Consider the following 19,424-nt stretch of genomic DNA (forward strand, 5'->3'; position numbering starts at 1 on the left):
GATTAAAAAAACGCCACCGGCGGGTTATAAACTGAACGGCAGTTCAATGCCGATGCTGGCCCCAACATCGTCGCTGGCGCTGTGGTTTGCATCGGTGTACCACATGGAGGTATTCAGGCGAACCGTCGGCATGACATCGCCGCTCCAGCCCAGCTGTACGCCCTTCAGCGTGTCGGCGTGCGGGAAGGCTTTATTGATTCGTTGGTTCTTCGGATTGACTTCCGCGTAGACCAGGCGCGCGCTCCAGCGCTGATTTGCTTCGGTGACCAGCTCCACCTTACCGGCATACAGGCGTCCATCGCCGCCCATCGCATCGCCCAGCGGGTAGCCCTGCTGATAGTAGCCATCTTTATAGATAAAGTGGTTATAGATATAGTTGGTGCGTCCCATATTCGAGCGGGTATCGTGGGCTTCCAGATACCAGTTAACCGCATTGCTGTTCCACTGATGGTGCCCTTCCACGCCGCCAAGGTAGAGGTGCGCCGAGGGCAAGTATCCGGCTTCATCCTCGCCGATCATCTGGCCGTAAATGCTCACCGGCCAGCCCAAGGTTGGCGCCAGCTTCAGCTTGAAATCAAAACCGGCCAGCTGATTGCCGGGATCGTCGGCCGATTCACCGGTGTTATCATTGCCGGTCAGGCCGTCCCAGAAGCTGCTGAATGATGAAGGTCGCCCTTCGCCGCCCCACTGCATAACGCGCGAAGCGCCCAGTTCCAGCGAGGAGATGGGCGAAAACGTCAGGCGACCGCCGAAGATTTTGGTATGCGGTACGGCGGCGTACTGGTTCATCTGGCTGGCGGAAAGTTGATACTGCCACGGGCCAATCCAGCTTAGCCATGAGGTTTCCGGCGCCCGCTGTTCTGCACGCTGCAGCAGAAAACCGGTCATGGGACGCGCGGCATCGGAGCGAATCAAACTCCCTTCATAACCCGGTCCCCACCACTGCGGGATTTGCCCGAACGCCAGCCACTGGTTCCACAGTTTTACCGCGCCGTATGCGCCGTTGGCGTTTACGCTGGAGCCGTTGTCGATGCGTTTGTCGCCTTCAACATTGCCCTGTAGATGCAGATCCCACCATTCACCGCTGTTGTTCAGGGCGAGAGAAAGCGACTGGTCAGCGGGATAAGACTGGGCAAACCCCTGCGGAGTTCCCGGCTTATCAGTGGAACTGTAACCGGTAACGCGCACGTCGGCTTTGAGCGCCCTTAAACGCTGATTTACCCGACTCAGAACCACCCGCTCTGCGGATGTTGTCGGATGGGCATTGGCCAGCGCACGGTTAATCTCTTCTTCGCTCAAAGGCCAGGTGGACAAACTTAAAGAGAGGGTTCCGCGGTCGGATAACCAGGCTAAATCATTGCGGAATTCGTTATCGGCCAGAACGAGGCCAGAGGCAAAACCAGAGGTGCTAAAAACGGCGAAAAGTCCCAGAGAAAGCGCACTACGCGCAAAGTATTTCATCTTCCCAGCTCCATTTTGGGCGCACAAGCGCCAGGGGATTTCCTGAATGGTGACCGGGTAAGGTAAGGGATGGACACTAAACAAAGCGCCAACCGAAGCAGCATAATAATCAAGCAGCTACGAGATGCCGCTCCAGGCGGAGCGGCGGAGAAGTTACAGTTTTTGATGCAGATAATCGCTAAAGCGCGACAGCAGGCCGCCCTTGCCGACGCTTTCCAGCGTCACCAGCGGCCAGTGGGCAACGACTTTATCGCCATCATAAAGAGAGATTTCACCGACCCGCTGGTGGGCGGCAATCGGCGCTTCCAGCACTTTTTTATCCAGCACATATTTCGCCTTAATGCGCGAGACTTCCGATTTCGGCAGCGCTAACCAGAAGTCCTGATCGGTCCCCAGCCTAATCTGCTCTTTATCGCCATACCAGATACGCTCAACGCCGACCTGCTTGCCGTCCTGCAGGACCTGGACGGTATCGAAGTTTTGCTGGCCCCAGTGCAGCAGCTTCGCCGCCTGCTGTTCACGCCCTTTCGGGCTGTCGGCCCCCATGACTACCGCAATCAGCCGGCGCTGGCCGTCCACCGCGGAGGCAATCAGATTGAAGCCGGCGCCGGAGGTATGGCCGGTTTTCAGACCATCAACGTTCATAGTTTTATCCCACAGCAGACCATTGCGGTTCTGCTGGGTAATGCCGTTCCACGTCAGACTCTTCTGGCTGTACATATGATAAACGTCCGGCTCGCCGTGAATAATCGCCCGCGAGAGTACCGCCAGATCGTAGGCTGAGCTGTGCTGCCCCGGCGCGTCGAGGCCGTGAACGGTTTCAAAATGGGTATCCTGTAAATGCAGTTTGTCCACATAGCTGTTCATCAGCGCGACAAACTGCGGCTGGCCGCCGGCAACATAATCCGCCAGCGCCACGCAGGCATCGTTGCCGGAGTCAACGATGAGCCCGCGGCTCAAGTCGCGTACGCTAACCCGATCGCCGGGCTTAAGAAACATCAGGGAAGATCCCTTAAAGACCGGATTGCCCTGCGCCCAGGCGTCTTTACCGACGGTGACGATGTCGTCAAAGGTGATGCGGTGGCTGTCGATGGCGCGATCGACCACATAGCCGGTCATCAGTTTGGTCAGGCTGGCGGGATTGCGCTGCTGATGCTCGTTACCGGCGGTAAGGACCTGGCCGGTGGTGTAATCCATCAGCACCCAGGAACCGGCCTGAATGGAAGGCGGCGTCACGTTGACGGGAAAATCATTGGCGGCAAATGCGCAAGAAACGCTCGCAGCGAGCAAAGATACAGCAATAAACAAACGGCCTTTCAACGGCATATCCTCTAAATTGACAGATTCGCCGTCCTTTTTACGGAACTTCTCGTTTCATATCAGGGTTTAATTGCAAGAAAATATGACACTGGCGGTGTCAGGTAAAGCCGATACCCTTCTGATGGCCCGGCAAATCGTTTACCATGATGGCTGCTCGCCACCAGGGATAATGAACAGATTATGCAAGATAGCGCCAACCAGCCCGGATTTTTGTTTCACGATTACGAGACCTTCGGCACCAGCCCTTCGCTCGACCGGCCGTCGCAGTTTGCCGCCATCCGTACCGATGAAGACCTGAATGTCGTCGGCGAACCTGAAGTGTTCTACTGCAGGCTCGCCGACGACTATCTGCCGCAGCCGCAGGCGGTAATGGTCACCGGGATAACGCCGCAGGAGGCCAATGCCAAAGGCGACAACGAAGCCGCGTTTGCCCGCCGCGTTCACGATCTGTTCACGGTGCCGAAAACCTGCATCGTCGGCTACAACAACGTGCGCTTCGATGATGAAGTCACGCGCAATATCTTCTATCGCAATTTTTACGATCCTTACGCCTGGAGCTGGCAGCATGACAACTCCCGCTGGGATCTACTGGACGTGATGCGCGCCTGCTATGCGCTGCGCCCCGAGGGGATCAACTGGCCGGAAAATGATGAGGGCTTACCGAGCTTCCGGCTGGAGCATCTGACCGTCGCTAACGGCATCGAACACAGCAACGCCCACGACGCGATGGCCGACGTTTACGCCACAATCGCGATGGCAAAGCTGGTGAAGACTCAGCAGCCGCGCCTGTTCGACTATCTTTACGCCCACCGCAACAAGCGCAAGCTGGCGACGCTGATTGACGTGCCGCAGATCAAGCCGCTGGTGCATGTTTCCGGTATGTTCGGCGCGGCGCGCGGCAACACCAGCCTGGTCGCCCCGCTGGCGTGGCACCCGGATAACCGTAACGCGGTGATTATGGTCGACCTGGCCGGTGATATCGCCCCTCTGCTGGATCTGGATGCCGATGCCCTGCGCGAACGGCTGTATACGCCGAAAAGCGAGTTGGGCGATCTGGCTGCGGTGCCGATCAAGCTGGTCCACCTCAATAAGTGCCCGGTGCTGGCGCAGCAAAATACCCTGCGCCCGCAGGATGCTGACCGATTGGGCATCAATATCCAGCGCTGTCTGGAGAACGCCCAGCGGCTGCGGGCTAATCCACAGGTGCGCGAGAAAGTGGTGGCGATTTATGCCGAAGCGGAGCCGTTTGTGCCGTCCGATAACGTCGATGCACAGCTGTATAACGGCTTTTTCAGCGATGCCGACCGCGCGGCGATGAAAATCGTACTCGAGACGGAGCCGCGCAATCTGCCGGCGCTGGACATTACCTTTGCTGATAAGCGTATTGAGCGTCTACTGTTCAACTATCGCGCGCGCAATTACCCGGGCACGCTGGATGAAGCCGAGCAGCAGCGCTGGTTGGAGCACCGTCGCCAGGTGTTTACGCCAGAGTTTTTGCAGGCCTACGCCGATGAGCTACAGATGCTGTATCAGCAATATGCGGATGATAAAGAGAAGCTGGCGCAGCTGAAGGCGCTGTGGCAGTACGCGCAGGATATTGTTTGACTGGAAGAAATTCCCGGGTTGCGGCTAACGCCTTACCCGGGCTACCAACGGTGGCAGGACTCGTATCCCGGGTAAGACGCCTCGCGTCGCACCCGGGAACGTAGTTTAGCCTTTGGCGCGGCTGGCGATAATCGCCTCAGCCACGTTGCGCGGGGCTTCCGCGTAGTGGTGGAATTCCATGCTGTAGGTCGCCCGGCCCTGGGACATTGAACGCAGCGTGGTGGAATAGCCAAACATCTCGGCCAGCGGCACGTCGGCGCGAATAATCTGGCTGCCGAACCGCTCCTCCATTCCCTGTACCATCCCGCGCCGGGAAGAGAGATCGCCCATAATATTGCCGGCGTACTCTTCCGGGGTCTCCACTTCCACATGCATCACCGGTTCAAGAATAACCGGGTCGGCCCTGCGCGCCCCTTCCTTGAAGCCGAATATCGCCGCCATCCGGAAAGCCATCTCCGAGGAGTCAACGTCGTGATACGAACCAAACGTCAGGATCGCCTTAATATCCACCACCGGATATCCCGCCAGCACGCCGGTGCCCATCGCTTCGCGCAGCCCTTTTTCGACTGAAGGGATGTACTCGCGCGGCACCACGCCGCCTTTGGTCGCGTCCTCAAACACGAAACCGCTTCCCGGCGCCAGCGGTTCAAGGCTCAGCACCACGTGACCGTACTGCCCTTTACCGCCGGACTGGCGAACAAACTTGCCTTCCACCTCTTTGACCGTTTTGCGGATCGTCTCGCGATAGGTCACCTGCGGACGCCCGATATTCGCCTCGACGCCAAACTCGCGCTTCATGCGGTCAACGATAATCTCCAGATGCAGTTCACCCATCCCGGAAATGATCGTCTGGCCGGACTCCTCGTCAGTATGCAGACGAAACGACGGATCTTCCGCCGCCAATCGCTGCAGGGCGATGCCCATTTTCTCCTGATCGGCTTTGGTTTTCGGTTCAATCGCCAGCGAAATCACCGGCTCCGGGAACTCCATCCGTTCAAGGGTAATCACCGCATCCGGGTCGCACAGCGTGTCGCCGGTGGTGACATCCTTCAGGCCGACGCAGGCGGCAATATCTCCGGCGTGCAGTTCGTCCACTTCATGGCGATCGTTGGCCTGCATCAGCACGATGCGGCCGATGCGCTCTTTCTTGCCTTTCACCGGATTCCACACCGCATCGCCTTTTTTCAGCGTCCCGGAATAGACGCGGATAAAGGTCAATTGGCCGACGTAGGGGTCGGTCATCAGTTTAAATGCCAGCGCCGAGAACGGTTCGTCGTCGCTCGGGTGACGTTCAGCGGGCTGCCCTTTCTCATCCACGCCCTGAATCGCCGGAATATCCAGCGGCGACGGCATCAGCTCAACCACCGCATCAAGCATCCGCTGCACGCCTTTGTTTTTAAACGCGCTGCCGCACAGCACTGCCTGGATTTCCCCCTTCACCGTGCGCTGACGCAGTCCGGCGACGATTTCCGCCTCGCTCAACTCGCCGGTTTCAAGATAGTTATCCATCAGTTCGTCGCTGGCTTCCGCCGCCGCCGAAACCATTTTTTCCCGCCACAACCGGGCAGTTTCCAGCAGTTCGTCGGGCACCGGCGCATAGCTGAAGGTCATTCCCTGGGTGGCGTCATCCCACAAAATGGCGCGCATTTTGATGAGATCCACCACGCCGGTGAAGTGCTCTTCGGCGCCCACCGGGATCACAATCGGTACCGGGTTCGCATTCAGGCGATCGGTCATCATCTGCACCACGCGGAAAAAATCCGCGCCGGGGCGGTCCATCTTGTTGACGAAGGCCAGGCGCGGGACGTGGTATTTGTTCGCCTGGCGCCAGACGGTTTCCGACTGCGGCTGCACGCCGCCCACGGAGTCGTAAACCATGACCGCACCGTCCAGTACGCGCATAGAGCGCTCGACTTCAATGGTGAAATCCACGTGCCCTGGGGTGTCGATGATATTAATCCGGTGTGGCTCAAAGCTGCGGTCCATACCGGGCCAGAAGCAGCTCACCGCCGCGGACGTAATGGTGATCCCACGCTCCTGCTCCTGCGCCATCCAGTCGGTAGTTGCCGCGCCATCGTGTACTTCCCCCAGCTTGTGGCTCATCCCGGTGTAAAACAGGATGCGCTCGGTGGTGGTGGTTTTGCCGGCATCGATATGCGCGGAGATACCGATGTTGCGATAACGTTCGAGGGGGATGGGTCGGGGCATGATGCGTCCTTAGTCATTTTGACTGTCAGTCAGCGGCCGGAATGAGCCGCCGTTCATTTAACGGCTTTCATCATAGTACAACTGTACGAGTATATTCGAACTATTTTTGCTATCGTTACGATTGGTATGGCTGCGACGACGCGCGTGGCTTTAGAAAAAGAGTTTGGGTATATTACCGGCCAGCCGCTGATAACGGCTGCTCGCGGATCTGCGCCGCCGCCGACACAGGAATATTATGATCGCCAATCACCCCGAACGTGAACAAATTCGCCTCGAAAATGTGCTTTTCGCCCTCGGTAACCCGCTGCGGCTTGAGATTATCCGGATCCTTGCCGACGGCAGCGAGCAGAGCTGTAACGCCCTGCGTCATGAAGATGTGGCGAAGTCGACCATGACTCACCACTGGCGCGTCCTGCGCGACAGCGGGGTCATCTGGCAGCGGCCTCAGGGGCGGGAGAATTTGATTTCGCTGCGCCGGGAAGATTTAGACGCGCGCTTTCCCGGCCTGCTGGATACGCTGCTTAAGGTAATGCAGCAGGAGAAGTAAATCGCCCACATTTCTGCCGAATCTGCCGGAGGCGATGCTGCGCCTCTATCCGGGCAACCACCCCGCAAAACCACACGAACTCGTGCCCGGGAATCCCGGGTTGCGGCGTACACGCCTTACCCGGGCTTGTATTATTAAAAAACCAGAAAGAACCGGCCAGTTCTCTCTGGTGGTGGTCCGGATGCCGTACCCGGGCTCAGACTTTTAGTCTGTACAGTAGATGCCTGCACCGGACCACCGCTATCCACAAATGACAAACCGAACAGTATCATGGACCGGTTCACCCGGTACCCCGCATTTGCAAGGATGGTTACACCATGGAAAACGACATTCACTTTATCGGCATTGATGTGGCCAAAGCTAAACTCGATGTCGATATGTTGCGGCCTGATGGCCGTCACCGCAGCAAGAAATTTGCCAACACCCCAACAGGACATGACGAGCTCGTCAGCTGGTTGCGGGGACATCAGGTCATCCATGCCCATGTCTGCATGGAAGCGACCGGGACGTATATGGAAGATGTCGCCGCTCATCTCTCTGATGCGGGGTATCCGGTCTCTGTTATCAATCCGATGCTCAGCAAAGCGTTCGTCCAGAGTCAGGGAATACGCAGCAAAACGGATACGGTGGATGCCCGCCAGCTGGCGTATTTTTGCCGGGAGAAACGCCCGCCGATATGGGAAGCTCCCCATCCGGTTGAACGCGCCCTGCGGGCGCTGGTTCTGCGGTATCAGGCGCTGACGGAGATGCATGTTCAGGAGCAGAACCGGCGGGAAAGCGCGCGTGAGGTACAGTTGCCAAGCATAGACATGCATCTGCTGTGGCTGGAGACGGAACTGAAACGTCTTGAAAAGCAGATAAAAGACCTGACGGATGATGACCCGGATCTGAAACACCGGCGCAAACTGCTGGACAGTATCCCGGGCATCGGCCCCAAAACCGCGGCGGTGCTGCTGGCTTATGTGGGTCTGAAAGACAGGTTCAGGGAGGGGAGGCAGTTCGCCGCGTATGCGGGTCTGACGCCGCGGCAACATGAGTCAGGCAGCAGCATCAGGCGGGTAAGCAGGATGAGTAAAATGGGCCATGTGTCGCTGCGTCGTGCATTGTATATGCCGGCGATGGTGACGCTGTATAAAACAGAATGGGGTCGGGTGTTCAGGGAACGGCTGGAAAAGAACGGAAAAAATGCAAAGCTGATAATCGGTGCGATGATGAGGAAACTGGCCCAGGTGGCATACGGCGTCCTGAAATCAGGACGCCCGTTCGATGCCACACTGCATACGAAAAATGCTTGCATGGCATAACAGTATCTACCAGACCGTGGGCAGCGGTGAATCTGTAGTCCGGCTAAGCGTAGCGCGAGTCGGAAAGATCGACATCCGCCAGAAACAAAAAAGCCGGAGGTTTCCCTCCGGCTTTCTCATCACCAAACGCGATCAGGCAACGTCTTCGTACTGCGGTACCGGGTTGCGGAAGCTTTTGGTCACGCAGGCCAGGTAGACCAGACCAATACCGCCCCAGATCAGGCCGAGAACCATGGAGCTCTCTTCCAGGTTGATCCACAGCGCGCCGACGGTCAGCGCGCCGCACACCGGCAGAACCAGATAGTTGAAGTGGTCTTTCAGCGTCTTGTTGCGTTTTTCACGGATCCAGAACTGCGAGATCACCGACAGGTTAACGAAGGTGAACGCCACCAGCGCACCGAAGTTAATCAGCGCCGTTGCCGTCACGAGGTCGAATTTAATCGCCAGCAGCGCAATCGCGCCAACCAGCAGTACGTTCCACGCCGGAGTCCGCCATTTCGGATGCACGTAACCAAAGAAACGCGTCGGGAACACGCCGTCACGGCCCATCACGTACATCAGACGGGAAACGCCCGCGTGCGCAGCCATGCCGGACGCCAGTACGGTGACGCTGGAGAAAATCAGCACGCCCCACTGGAAGGTTTTGCCCGCAACGTACAGCATGATTTCAGGCTGCGATGCGTCCGGATCCTTAAAGCGCGAGATATCCGGGAAGTACAGCTGCAGGAAGTAGGAAGCCCCGATAAAGATCAGGCCACCAATCAGCGCCGTCAGGAAGATAGCCTTCGGGATCACGCGCTCTGCGTCTTTGGTTTCTTCAGACAGCGAAGAGATACCGTCGAAGCCGAGGAACGAGAAGCAGAGAATGGTCGCACCGGTAATCATCGGCACCACGTGCGCGCCTTCAGACCAGAACGGACGGGTGCTGGTCAGCGTGCCCGCGCCTTCGCCGTGCATAACGCCGTAGATAATCAGGCCAACAATCACCGCTACGATACCCATCTGCAGGATAACGATCAGGGTGTTGAAGTTCGCCACGGTCTTAATGCTGCGCAGGTTGGAGATGGTCATAAAGGCCACCAGCGCAACAACGAAGATCCACGACGGAATGGAAGGCACCAGCGCTTCAAAGTAAATTTTTGCCAGCAGAATGTTGATCATCGGCATGAACAGATAGTCCAGCAGCGATGACCAGCCAACCATAAAGCCAACGGCCGGGCTAATGGATTTCTGTGCGTAGGTATAAGCGGAACCCGCCGACGGAAAACGGCGAACCAGTTTACCGTAGCTCAGCGCCGTGAAGAGAATGGCGATCAGCGCGAAGGCGTAAGCCGTCGCAACGTGACCATCAGTCAATCCAGAGACGATACCAAACGTATCGAACAGCGTCATTGGCTGCATATAGGCAAGGCCCATCATTACAACCGGAATCAACGTAAGCGTTTTACGTAATTCCACGCGAGAGGTTTTTGGAGTAGCGTTATGCGACATAGTTATCCCCTTTTACGGTGAACGCCAGCGCGTAAGCAAAAAATTGCCCCATTTCTTTGTATTCCTCAGCGACAACCACTGTCGGTTTTTAGTAAATATCTATCCGGTACGAAGCCCGGCCTCTTGGTATTGAATGATGTGTCTTTCAACCAAAAAAATAACCGACACTTTAAAAAAGCGTCGGCCAGTTTCTGATTTTCAGGACGCGTATTTTGCAACAACTACTGGCACGATGACAAGATGTTGCAAGGCTTAATAATTACGGCTAATCTCTAACAGATTAATATTCATACGATTTTAGTATTATAGACCTGATGGATAGCACTATTTGCTAATATCTCTGCTCGCCACCACTCGCCCGCCAGACCACCGCCCTCTTCATGCCAGCCAATCCACGCGCGATTTACCGGCGCAACCATCCTGGTTTGAATTATTCGCAGCTCGCCGCGCGCTAATAAAGGCTGCACCTGAAATAGCGGCAAATAGCCCCATCCCAGCCCGGCGCAAAGCAGCGTCAGCTGGCCGGAAAGATCGAATACCGTCAGGCTGTCCTGATTTTCTGCCTGCGGCAACGAGCCGCAGTTGGCAATCGCGCGATAACGGCGCAACGTGCGCCAGCTCAGCGGTTCGGTAATTTGCGCCAGCGGATGCTGGGGCGAAACGACAAATACCTGCGTCAGTTCACCGAGAAGCAGACAACCGTACCCGCTTAGCGCCGGCGGGTCGCTCTGAACCCCGAGCAGCAGATCCGCCCGCCCTTCCGCCAGGGTCTGCCAGCCTGCTGCGAGAGTATCACGGCGAAATTCCAGACGGGTGGCGTGATGCTGGCGATAAAACGCCGTTATCAGCGGCGCCAACAGGTGAAACGGGAAACCGCTATCAACGTTCAGCACCAGCCTGTCTTCCCAGCCCTGTTGCAGCCTGACGGCCTGCTTTTCCAGCTCGCGGGCGGTATGCAGCACGTCGCGCCCTTTTTCCAGCAGCATCTGGCCGGTACGGGTAAAACGCGCCCGATGGCCGCTGCGATCGAGTAGTTGAATATTGAGGTCGCTTTCCAGCTTATGAATGGTATAGCTCAGCGCGGAGGGGGTTTTATAGAGCTTTGCCGAGGCTGCGGCAAAACTGCCCTCTTTGTCGAGGGCATCAAGAATGACGAGCACATCCAGCAGTGGTTTCATCGCTACCCCCTTACGGTACGCGATTCACCGCTGGCGGATCACTCCATCGGCATCACCAGCGGGTCGGGGTATTGGTATTCAAACCCCAGTTCGTTGCAAATACGGCTGCCATCCACGATCTTGCCGCTACCGTTTTCCGGGTTATCAGAGAAGACGGGAACGGGAAGCCCAAGCTCCCGGGCCATCAGCGGATAAAAGACGCCGCGCGCGGGATGCTTAGGCGCACATATATTATAGATGCGTCCGCCTTTCGGGGACTGCAATAACAGCTCGATCGCGGCGATCGCATCCTGGAGATGCACCAGGTTCACGCCGTGCTGGCCGTCCGGCGCGGATTTTCCGGCAAAGAAGCGCCCCGGGTGACGAGACGGCCCCACCAGCCCGGAAAGGCGCAGAATGTCCACCGAGGTGCCAGGAAGATTGTGCAGCCAGTCCTCCAGCTCTTTCAGCACTTGTCCGCTGGCGGTTTGCGGATTACGGGGCGAGCTCTCTTTCAGCGTGCCGCTGGCGTTACCGTAGACGGAAGTCGAGCTGGTAAACAGGATGCGCGGCACGTGATGCGCGAGCGCGGTATCAACGATTTCCTGTACCGCCTGACGATAGAAGTCGTCTCCCGGCCCGGTCCGGCGCGCCGGCAGGGTAATCACCAGCGCGTCGACGTTCATTAATGCATCCAGATCCTCAGCGTCGCAGACCAGCTGCGGCTCCAGACGCAGCGGGTAGCTGTCGATACCGCACATCCGCGCCGCCTCCACGCCATCCTGGGTGGTCTTACTGCCGGTGACCTGCCATCCCCGCGACATCAACGACAGCGCAAGCGGCATACCCAGCCATCCTAATCCTACAATTGCGACCTTCTTCATCCCCTTGCTCCTGAATTTTCGCTGTGCTGACTTAAGGCTACGCCAGCCGGCGGCAACTGACAATTTCTTCGGTCAATATGAAATGAATTAATGATAGAAAAAAGCCCTTGCTTTATGCGAGTGAAGTGGTTTAGGTTAAAAGGCATCAAATGCATAGTCATTCACAGAGAATTTTATGAACAGCGTTCAATTTAAAAACCACCATCATCACCATCATCCTGACTAGTCTTTCAGGCGATGTGTGCTGGAAGACATTTGGATCTTCCAGTGGTGCATGAACGCAAAGAGAGCCCCCGGAAGATTCACTTCCGGGGGCTTTTTTTTGGACCGCATTCGGACAGATTCAGACAGGGTTACAGAGGAAAATAACAATGTTAGACAATAGTCGTTTACGCATAGCTATTCAGAAATCAGGGCGTTTAAGCGAAGATTCACGCGAATTACTCAGCCGCTGCGGCATCAAAGTGAATCTGCACACCCAGCGCCTGATCGCGATGGCGGAAAATATGCCGATCGATATTCTGCGCGTGCGTGATGACGATATTCCTGGCCTTATCATGGACGGCGTGGTCGATTTGGGGATTATCGGTGAAAACGTGCTGGAAGAAGAGCTGCTGAGCCGCCGCGCCCAGGGCGAAGATCCGCGCTACTTTACCCTGCGCCGTCTCGACTTCGGCGGCTGCCGCCTGTCGCTGGCGACCCCGGCGGATGAACCCTGGGACGGCCCTGCGGCACTGGACGGCAAACGCATCGCGACCTCTTACCCGCACCTGCTGAAGCGCTACCTTGACCAGAAAGGCATCTCCTTTAAATCCTGCCTGCTGAACGGCTCGGTTGAAGTGGCCCCGCGCGCTGGCCTGGCCGACGCGATTTGCGACCTGGTCTCTACCGGCGCGACTCTCGAAGCGAACGGCCTGCGCGAAGTGGAAGTCATGTTCCGCTCCAAAGCCTGCCTGATCCAGCGCGACGGTGAGATGGTGGATAGCAAACAGCAGCTTATCGACCGCCTGCTGACCCGTATTCAGGGCGTGATTCAGGCTCGCGAATCGAAATACATCATGATGCACGCGCCCACCGAGCGCCTGGAAGAGGTTGTCGCCCTGCTGCCCGGCGCCGAGCGTCCGACCATCCTGCCGCTGGCGGGGGACAAGCAGCGCGTCGCCATGCACATGGTCAGCAGCGAAACCCTGTTCTGGGAAACCATGGAAAAACTGAAAGCGCTGGGCGCCAGCTCCATTCTGGTTCTGCCGATTGAGAAGATGATGGAGTAATCCGGCGGGTCGGTCACGGGACAAACAGGGGAAACAATCATGAGCTTCAACACAATTATCGACTGGAACGGCTGTGGCGCAGAACAACAGCAACAACTTTTAATGCGTCCGGCCATTTCCGCCTCCGAGAGCATCAGCAAAACGGTGGCGGAGATCCTGAATAATGTTAAAGACAACGGCGATGCGGCCCTGCGTGAATACGGCGCAAAGTTCGACAAAACCGAGGTCACAGCGCTGAAAGTTAGCGAAGAAGAGATTGCCGCCGCCGGTGCGCGCCTGAGCGACGAGCTCAAGCAGGCGATGGCCGTAGCGGTTAAAAATATCGAAACCTTTCACAACGCGCAGCGGCTGCAGGCCGTAGATGTGGAAACCCTGCCGGGCGTGCGCTGCCAGCAGGTGACCCGCCCTATCGCCTCCGTTGGCTTATATATTCCCGGCGGCTCGGCGCCGCTGTTCTCAACGGTCCTGATGCTCGCCACGCCGGCGCGCATCGCGGGCTGCCAGCAGGTAGTGCTGTGCTCGCCGCCGCCGATTGCCGATGAAATTCTCTATGCCGCCCAGCTATGCGGCGTGCGCAATATCTTTAACGTCGGCGGCGCGCAGGCAATTGCCGCCCTCGCCTTCGGCACGGAGTCGGTGACGAAAGTCGATAAAATCTTTGGCCCGGGCAACGCCTTCGTCACCGAGGCCAAGCGTCAGGTGAGCCAGCGTCTTGACGGCGCGGCTATCGATATGCCCGCCGGGCCATCGGAAGTGCTGGTGATCGCCGACAGCGGCGCAACCCCCGATTTCGTCGCCTCTGACCTGCTTTCCCAGGCGGAGCACGGCCCGGATTCGCAGGTGATCCTGCTGACGCCGGATAGCACGATGGCCACCCGCGTCGCCGAAGCCGTTGAGCGCCAGCTGTCCGCGCTGCCGCGTGCGGAAACCGCCCGTGAGGCGCTCTCCGCCAGCCGGATCATCGTGGCCCGCGATATCGCCCAGTGCGTGGAAATATCCAACCAGTACGGCCCTGAACACCTGATTATTCAGACCCGCAACGCCCGCGAACTGGTCGATGGCATCACCAGCGCCGGCTCGGTGTTCCTCGGCGACTGGTCGCCGGAATCCGCCGGGGATTATGCCTCCGGAACCAACCACGTGCTGCCGACCTACGGTTACACCGCGACCTGCTCCAGCCTCGGCCTGGCGGACTTTCAGAAACGCATGACCGTGCAGGAGCTGTCCCGCGACGGGTTCGCCGCCCTCGCTTCCACCATTGAGATACTGGCCGCCGCCGAGCGCCTGGACGCCCACAAAAACGCCGTTACGCTGCGCGTTGCAGCCCTTAAGGAGCAAGCATGAGCATCGAAGATTTAGCCCGCGCCAACGTCCGCGCGCTGACGCCGTATCAGTCTGCTCGCCGTCTGGGCGGTAAGGGCGACGTCTGGCTGAACGCCAATGAATTCCCCACCGCGGTTGCGTTCCAGCTGACCGAACAGACGCTGAACCGCTATCCGGAACCGCAGCCGAAAGCCGTCATTGAACGCTATGCGCAGTATGCTGGCGTTAAGCCGGAGCAGGTGCTGGTCAGCCGCGGCGCCGACGAAGGCATTGAACTACTGATCCGCGCCTTCTGCGAGCCGGGCCAGGACGCGGTGCTCTACTGCCCGCCGACCTACGGCATGTACAGCGTCAGCGCCGAAACCATCGGCGTGACCTGTCGTACGGTGCCGACGCTCGCCGACTGGCAGCTGGATCTGCCGGGCATCGCAGCCAATCTTGACGGCGTGAAAGTGATTTTCGTCTGCAGCCCGAATAACCCGACCGGACAGATTATCAACCCGAAAGATTTCCGCACCCTGCTGGAGATGGCGCGCGGTAAAGCCATCGTGGTCGCGGATGAAGCCTATATTGAGTTCTGTCCGCAGGCGACGCTGGCAACCTGGCTGAACGAGTATCCGCATCTGGTGGTTCTGCGCACGCTGTCCAAGGCGTTTGCCCTGGCTGGCCTGCGCTGCGGCTTTACCCTCGCCAACGTCGAGGTTATTAACGTGCTGCTGAAAGTTATCGCGCCCTATCCGCTCTCGACGCCGGTCGCCGATATTGCCGCTCAGGCCCTGAGTGCGGAAGGGATTGCCGCCATGCGCGAGCGCGTGGCGCAGATCCTCAACGAACGCGATTATCTGGTCAGCCAGCTGCGCAGCATTGCCTGCGTGGAAGAGGTGTTCGCTTCCGAGACCAACTACGTACTGGCGCGGATCACCGCGTCCAGCGCGGTGTTTAAATCTTTGTGGGATCAGGGCATTATCTTACGTGACCAGAATAAACAACCTTCATTAAGCGGCTGTTTGCGTATCACTATCGGTACCCGTGCAGAGAGCCAGCGCGTCATTGACGCTTTGACTGTGGAGAATGTATGACCCAGAAGTTTCTCTTTATTGACCGTGACGGTACGCTGATTTCCGAACCACCGGTTGATTTTCAGGTAGACCGCTTCGATAAGCTGGCGTTTGAGCCGCAGGTGATCCCGGCCCTGCTCAAGCTGCAGCAGGAAGGGTATAAGCTGGTGATGATCACCAATCAGGACGGACTGGGAACCGCCAGCCTGCCGCAGGACGAGTTCGACGGCCCGCACAACCTGATGATGCAGATCTTCTCCTCACAGGGCGTCAACTTTGACGAGGTGCTGATTTGTCCGCATCTCCCGGCGGATAATTGCGACTGCCGCAAGCCGAAAACCAGACTGGTGCTGCCGTGGCTGGAGCAAGGGGTGATGGACACCGCCAATAGCTACGTGATTGGCGACCGGGCCACCGACATTCAGCTGGCGGATAACATGGGCATTACCGGACTGCGCTACGATCGCGAAACGCTTGACTGGCCGACCATTTGCGAACAGCTGACCCGTCGCGATCGCTACGCCCACGTTGAGCGCATCACTAAAGAGACCCAGGTGGATGTCAAAGTGTGGCTCGATCGCGAAGGCGGCAGCAAAATCTCCACCGGCGTCGGCTTCTTCGATCATATGCTTGACCAAATTGCCACCCACGGCGGCTTCCGTCTGGAGGTCAAGGTCGGCGGCGACCTCTATATTGACGATCACCACACCGTGGAAGACACCGGCCTTGCGCTGGGCGAAGCGCTGAAGCTGGCGCTCGGCGACAAGCGCGGCATCGCCCGTTTCGGCTTTGTGCTGCCGATGGACGAATGCCTGGCCCGCTGCGCGCTGGATATTTCTGGCCGCCCGCACCTTGAATACAAAGCTGATTTTACCTATCAGCGCGTTGGCGATCTGAGCACCGAGATGGTCGAGCACTTCTTCCGCTCGCTCTCCTATACCATGGCGGTCACTCTGCACCTGAAAACCAAGGGCAAAAACGATCACCACCGCGTTGAGAGCCTGTTTAAGGCCTTCGGTCGCACGCTACGCCAGGCCATCCGCGTCCAGGGCGACACGCTGCCATCTTCGAAAGGGGTACTCTGATGAACGTGGTGATCCTCGATACCGGCTGCGCCAACCTCAATTCGGTGAAATCTGCGGTGAGCCGCCACGGCTACGAGCCGCAGGTCAGCCGTGACCCGGACGTGGTGCTGCGCGCCGATAAGCTGTTTCTGCCGGGCGTAGGGACGGCTCAGGCGGCAATGGACCAGCTGCGCGAACGGGATTTAATTGATCTGATTAAAGCCTGCACCCAACCGGTGCTGGGCATTTGTCTCGGTATGCAGCTGCTGGGAAAACGCAGCGAAGAGAATAACGGCGTCGACCTGCTGGGTATTATCGACCAGGACGTGCCAAAAATGACCGACCACGGCCTGCCGCTGCCGCATATGGGCTGGAACCGGGTAAATGCGAAAGCGGGCGATCGTCTGTTTCGCGGCATTGAAGACGGGGCGTATTTTTACTTCGTCCACAGCTACGCGATGCCGGTCAACGTTAACACTATCGCTCAGTGCAGCTACGGCGAGGCCTTCACCGCGGCGGTGCAGAAAGATAACTTTTTTGGCGTCCAGTTCCACCCTGAACGCTCCGGCAGCGCCGGGGCGCAGCTGCTGAAAAACTTCCTGGAGATGTGATGATCATTCCTGCTTTAGATTTAATTGACGGTACGGTCGTCCGTCTCCATCAGGGCGATTATGGCCAGCAGCGCGACTACGGCAACGATCCGCTGCCGCGCCTGCAATCCTATGCCGCGCAAGGGGCCGAAGTACTGCATCTCGTCGATCTGACCGGGGCGAAAGATCCGGCGAAGCGCCAGATCCCGCTGCTGAAAACGCTGGTTGCCGGCGTGAACGTGCCGGTGCAGGTCGGCGGCGGCGTGCGCACGGAAGAAGACGTGGCCGCCCTGCTTGACGCGGGCGTGGCGCGCGTGGTGGTGGGCTCGACGGCGGTGAAGTCGCCGGAAGTGGTGAAAGGCTGGTTTAAGCGTTTTGGCCCGCAGCATCTGGTGCTGGCGCTGGACGTACGGATCGATGCGCAAGGCAGCAAGCAGGTGGCCGTTAGCGGCTGGCAGGAGAATTCCGGCGTAACCCTGGAGGAGCTGGTGGAGAGCTATCAGTCCGTCGGCCTGCAGCACGTGCTATGTACCGATATTTCCCGCGACGGGACGCTGGCCGGGTCTAACGTCTCGCTGTATGAAGAAGTCTGCGCCCGCTATCCGCAGGTGGCGTTTCAGTCCTCCGGCGGCATTGGCGATCTGCATGATATCGCCGCGCTGCGCGGAACCGGGGTGCGCGGGGTGATTGTCGGCCGGGCGCTGCTGGAAGGTAAATTTAACGTAACGGAGGCCATTCAATGCTGGCAAAACGGATAATCCCCTGTCTTGACGTTCGCGACGGCCAGGTAGTGAAAGGCGTGCAGTTCCGTAATCACGAAATCATCGGCGATATTGTCCCGCTGGCAAAACGCTATGCCGACGAAGGCGCGGATGAGCTGGTGTTCTACGATATCACCGCCTCGAGCGACGGTCGCGTGGTGGATAAAAGCTGGGTATCGCGCGTTGCGGAAGTGATCGACATTCCCTTCTGCGTCGCCGGCGGCATTAAGTCGCTGGAAGAGGCGGCGCAAATCCTCTCCTTTGGCGCGGATAAAATCTCTATCAATTCCCCTGCCCTGGCGGACCCGACGCTGATTACTCGCCTGGCCGATCGGTTCGGGGTGCAGTGTATTGTCGTGGGTATCGATACCTGGTTTGACGCCGAAAGCGGGAAGTATCACGTCAATCAATATACCGGCGATGAGAGCCGTACGCGGGTGACGCAGTGGGAAACGCTGGACTGGGTGCAGGAAGTACAAAAGCGCGGGGCCGGCGAGATCGTCCTCAATATGATGAATCAGGACGGCGTGCGTAACGGCTACGATCTGCAGCAGTTAAGCAAGGTACGCGCCGTGTGCCACGTGCCGCTGATTGCATCCGGCGGTGCCGGGACTATGGAGCACTTCCTGGAAGCCTTCCGCGACGCCAACGTCGACGGCGCGCTGGCCGCCTCAGTGTTCCACAAGCAAATTATCAATATTGGTGAACTGAAAACGTACCTGGCAGCACAGGGCGTGGAGATTAGGGTATGTTAAGTGAACAGCTGGATTGGCAAAAAACCGACGGTCTGATGCCGGTCATCGTGCAGCACGCCGTTTCCGGGGAAGTGCTGATGCTGGGCTATATGAATCAGGATGCGCTGGCGAAAACCGAAGAGACCGGTAAAGTGACCTTTTATTCACGGACCAAACAGCGTCTGTGGACCAAGGGGGAAACGTCGGGTAATTTTCTCAACGTGGTGAGCATCACCCCGGATTGCGATAACGACACCCTGCTGGCGCTGGTAAATCCGATTGGCCCAACCTGCCATAAAGGCACATCGAGCTGCTTCGGCGAAACCGGCCACCAGTGGCTGTTTCTCTACCAGCTGGAGCAACTGTTGGCCGAACGCAAGCACGCTGACCCGGAGAGCTCTTACACCGCGAAGCTGTACGCTAGCGGCACCAAGCGCATTGCCCAGAAGGTGGGAGAAGAAGGCGTTGAGACCGCGCTGGCCGCCACGGTGCATGACCAGTTCGAGCTGAAGAATGAAGCGTCGGATTTGATGTATCACCTGCTGGTGCTGCTGCAGGATCAGGGGCTGAATTTAACGGACGTGATTAACAATCTTAAGAGCCGTCACTGATGCCTTGCGCCCCCGCGCTGGCGGGGGCGATTTGC

The 19,424-nt window shown here is 58.1% G+C and carries 18 protein-coding genes and 1 other annotated feature; of the genes, 12 read left to right on the forward strand and 6 right to left on the reverse strand.

The genetic code is table 11. From position 1 onward, the window contains the following. Positions 1 to 24: 24 nt before the first annotated feature. A complete protein-coding gene (locus tag ABLV12_RS23455; protein WP_064370725.1) occupies positions 25 to 1,461 on the reverse strand; it encodes a capsule assembly Wzi family protein in 1,437 nt (478 codons plus the stop codon). Positions 1,462 to 1,614: 153 nt separating this feature from the next. Continuing rightward, complete coding sequence (gene dacD / locus ABLV12_RS23460) at positions 1,615 to 2,781, reverse strand: serine-type D-Ala-D-Ala carboxypeptidase DacD (RefSeq protein WP_023321268.1); 1,167 nt, start codon at positions 2,779 to 2,781, stop codon at positions 1,615 to 1,617. A gap of 180 nt (positions 2,782 to 2,961) precedes the next feature. On the opposite strand from dacD, the gene sbcB reads away from it, so the two are divergent. After that, the gene (gene sbcB, locus ABLV12_RS23465) at positions 2,962 to 4,386 is read left to right on the forward strand and encodes an exodeoxyribonuclease I (protein WP_032728443.1); all 1,425 of its coding nucleotides are present in this window, start codon (positions 2,962 to 2,964) and stop codon (positions 4,384 to 4,386) included. A 105-nt stretch (positions 4,387 to 4,491) separates the two neighbouring features. On the opposite strand, the gene fusA is transcribed toward sbcB, so the two are convergent. Beyond that, positions 4,492 to 6,594, reverse strand: a complete 2,103-nt coding sequence (gene fusA, locus ABLV12_RS23470) for an elongation factor G (RefSeq protein WP_348867387.1) — start codon at positions 6,592 to 6,594, stop codon at positions 4,492 to 4,494. A 235-nt stretch (positions 6,595 to 6,829) separates the two neighbouring features. Here fusA and ABLV12_RS23475 point away from each other — a divergent pair, with 235 nt between their 5' ends. Next, positions 6,830 to 7,141, forward strand: a complete 312-nt coding sequence (locus tag ABLV12_RS23475; RefSeq protein ID WP_004103633.1) for a helix-turn-helix domain-containing protein — start codon at positions 6,830 to 6,832, stop codon at positions 7,139 to 7,141. 317 nt (positions 7,142 to 7,458) lie between these two features. After that, entirely contained in the window at positions 7,459 to 8,445 is a 987-nt protein-coding gene (locus ABLV12_RS23480; RefSeq protein ID WP_325905905.1) for a transposase, read from the forward strand. A 132-nt stretch (positions 8,446 to 8,577) separates the two neighbouring features. Here ABLV12_RS23480 and ABLV12_RS23485 read toward each other — a convergent pair whose 3' ends face one another. The 3 genes from ABLV12_RS23485 to ABLV12_RS23495 form a co-directional block, all read right to left on the reverse strand. Then, on the reverse strand, positions 8,578 to 9,936 hold the full coding sequence (locus ABLV12_RS23485; RefSeq protein ID WP_004103635.1) for an APC family permease: 1,359 nt from the start codon (positions 9,934 to 9,936) through the stop codon (positions 8,578 to 8,580). A 287-nt stretch (positions 9,937 to 10,223) separates the two neighbouring features. Then, entirely contained in the window at positions 10,224 to 11,114 is an 891-nt protein-coding gene (locus ABLV12_RS23490; protein ID WP_348867388.1) for a LysR substrate-binding domain-containing protein, read from the reverse strand. Positions 11,115 to 11,152: 38 nt separating this feature from the next. Then, a complete protein-coding gene (locus ABLV12_RS23495; protein ID WP_004103637.1) occupies positions 11,153 to 11,977 on the reverse strand; it encodes an SDR family oxidoreductase in 825 nt (274 codons plus the stop codon). A gap of 175 nt (positions 11,978 to 12,152) precedes the next feature. Between ABLV12_RS23495 and hisL the strand changes: the two genes are divergently transcribed. The 9 genes from hisL to hisIE all read left to right on the forward strand — a co-directional run bounded on the left by hisL (position 12,153) and on the right by hisIE (position 19,389). Continuing rightward, on the forward strand, positions 12,153 to 12,203 hold the full coding sequence (gene hisL, locus ABLV12_RS23500) for a his operon leader peptide (RefSeq protein ID WP_009654477.1): 51 nt from the start codon (positions 12,153 to 12,155) through the stop codon (positions 12,201 to 12,203). After that, positions 12,179 to 12,301 (forward strand) — a sequence feature (His leader region). Its footprint overlaps the gene before it by 25 nt. A gap of 47 nt (positions 12,302 to 12,348) precedes the next feature. Further along, positions 12,349 to 13,248 (forward strand): ATP phosphoribosyltransferase, encoded by a 900-nt coding sequence (gene hisG, locus ABLV12_RS23505; RefSeq protein WP_004103638.1) that lies wholly within the window; start codon positions 12,349 to 12,351, stop codon positions 13,246 to 13,248. 39 nt (positions 13,249 to 13,287) lie between these two features. After that, positions 13,288 to 14,592: a histidinol dehydrogenase gene (gene hisD / locus ABLV12_RS23510; protein ID WP_224252093.1), complete on the forward strand. Its 1,305-nt coding sequence runs from the start codon at positions 13,288 to 13,290 to the stop codon at positions 14,590 to 14,592. Then, complete coding sequence (gene hisC / locus ABLV12_RS23515) at positions 14,589 to 15,650, forward strand: histidinol-phosphate transaminase (protein WP_348867389.1); 1,062 nt, start codon at positions 14,589 to 14,591, stop codon at positions 15,648 to 15,650. Before hisD ends, hisC begins: the two co-directional genes overlap by 4 nt. Next, a complete protein-coding gene (gene hisB / locus ABLV12_RS23520) occupies positions 15,647 to 16,714 on the forward strand; it encodes a bifunctional histidinol-phosphatase/imidazoleglycerol-phosphate dehydratase HisB (RefSeq protein WP_004103644.1) in 1,068 nt (355 codons plus the stop codon). The genes hisC and hisB overlap by 4 nt, the downstream gene beginning before the upstream one ends. Beyond that, the gene (gene hisH / locus ABLV12_RS23525; RefSeq protein WP_160887881.1) at positions 16,714 to 17,304 is read left to right on the forward strand and encodes an imidazole glycerol phosphate synthase subunit HisH; all 591 of its coding nucleotides are present in this window, start codon (positions 16,714 to 16,716) and stop codon (positions 17,302 to 17,304) included. Before hisB ends, hisH begins: the two co-directional genes overlap by 1 nt. Then, on the forward strand, positions 17,304 to 18,041 hold the full coding sequence (hisA, locus tag ABLV12_RS23530) for a 1-(5-phosphoribosyl)-5-[(5-phosphoribosylamino)methylideneamino]imidazole-4-carboxamide isomerase (RefSeq protein ID WP_016809191.1): 738 nt from the start codon (positions 17,304 to 17,306) through the stop codon (positions 18,039 to 18,041). The genes hisH and hisA overlap by 1 nt, the downstream gene beginning before the upstream one ends. Then, positions 18,023 to 18,799: an imidazole glycerol phosphate synthase subunit HisF gene (gene hisF / locus ABLV12_RS23535; protein WP_004113932.1), complete on the forward strand. Its 777-nt coding sequence runs from the start codon at positions 18,023 to 18,025 to the stop codon at positions 18,797 to 18,799. Before hisA ends, hisF begins: the two co-directional genes overlap by 19 nt. Then, positions 18,793 to 19,389: a bifunctional phosphoribosyl-AMP cyclohydrolase/phosphoribosyl-ATP diphosphatase HisIE gene (hisIE, locus tag ABLV12_RS23540; protein ID WP_004103655.1), complete on the forward strand. Its 597-nt coding sequence runs from the start codon at positions 18,793 to 18,795 to the stop codon at positions 19,387 to 19,389. The genes hisF and hisIE overlap by 7 nt, the downstream gene beginning before the upstream one ends. Positions 19,390 to 19,424 lie beyond the last annotated feature (35 nt).

Origin of the sequence: Klebsiella sp. CN_Kp100 (genome assembly GCF_040065315.1) — a bacterium.
GTDB classification, from domain to species: domain Bacteria; phylum Pseudomonadota; class Gammaproteobacteria; order Enterobacterales; family Enterobacteriaceae; genus Klebsiella; species Klebsiella oxytoca.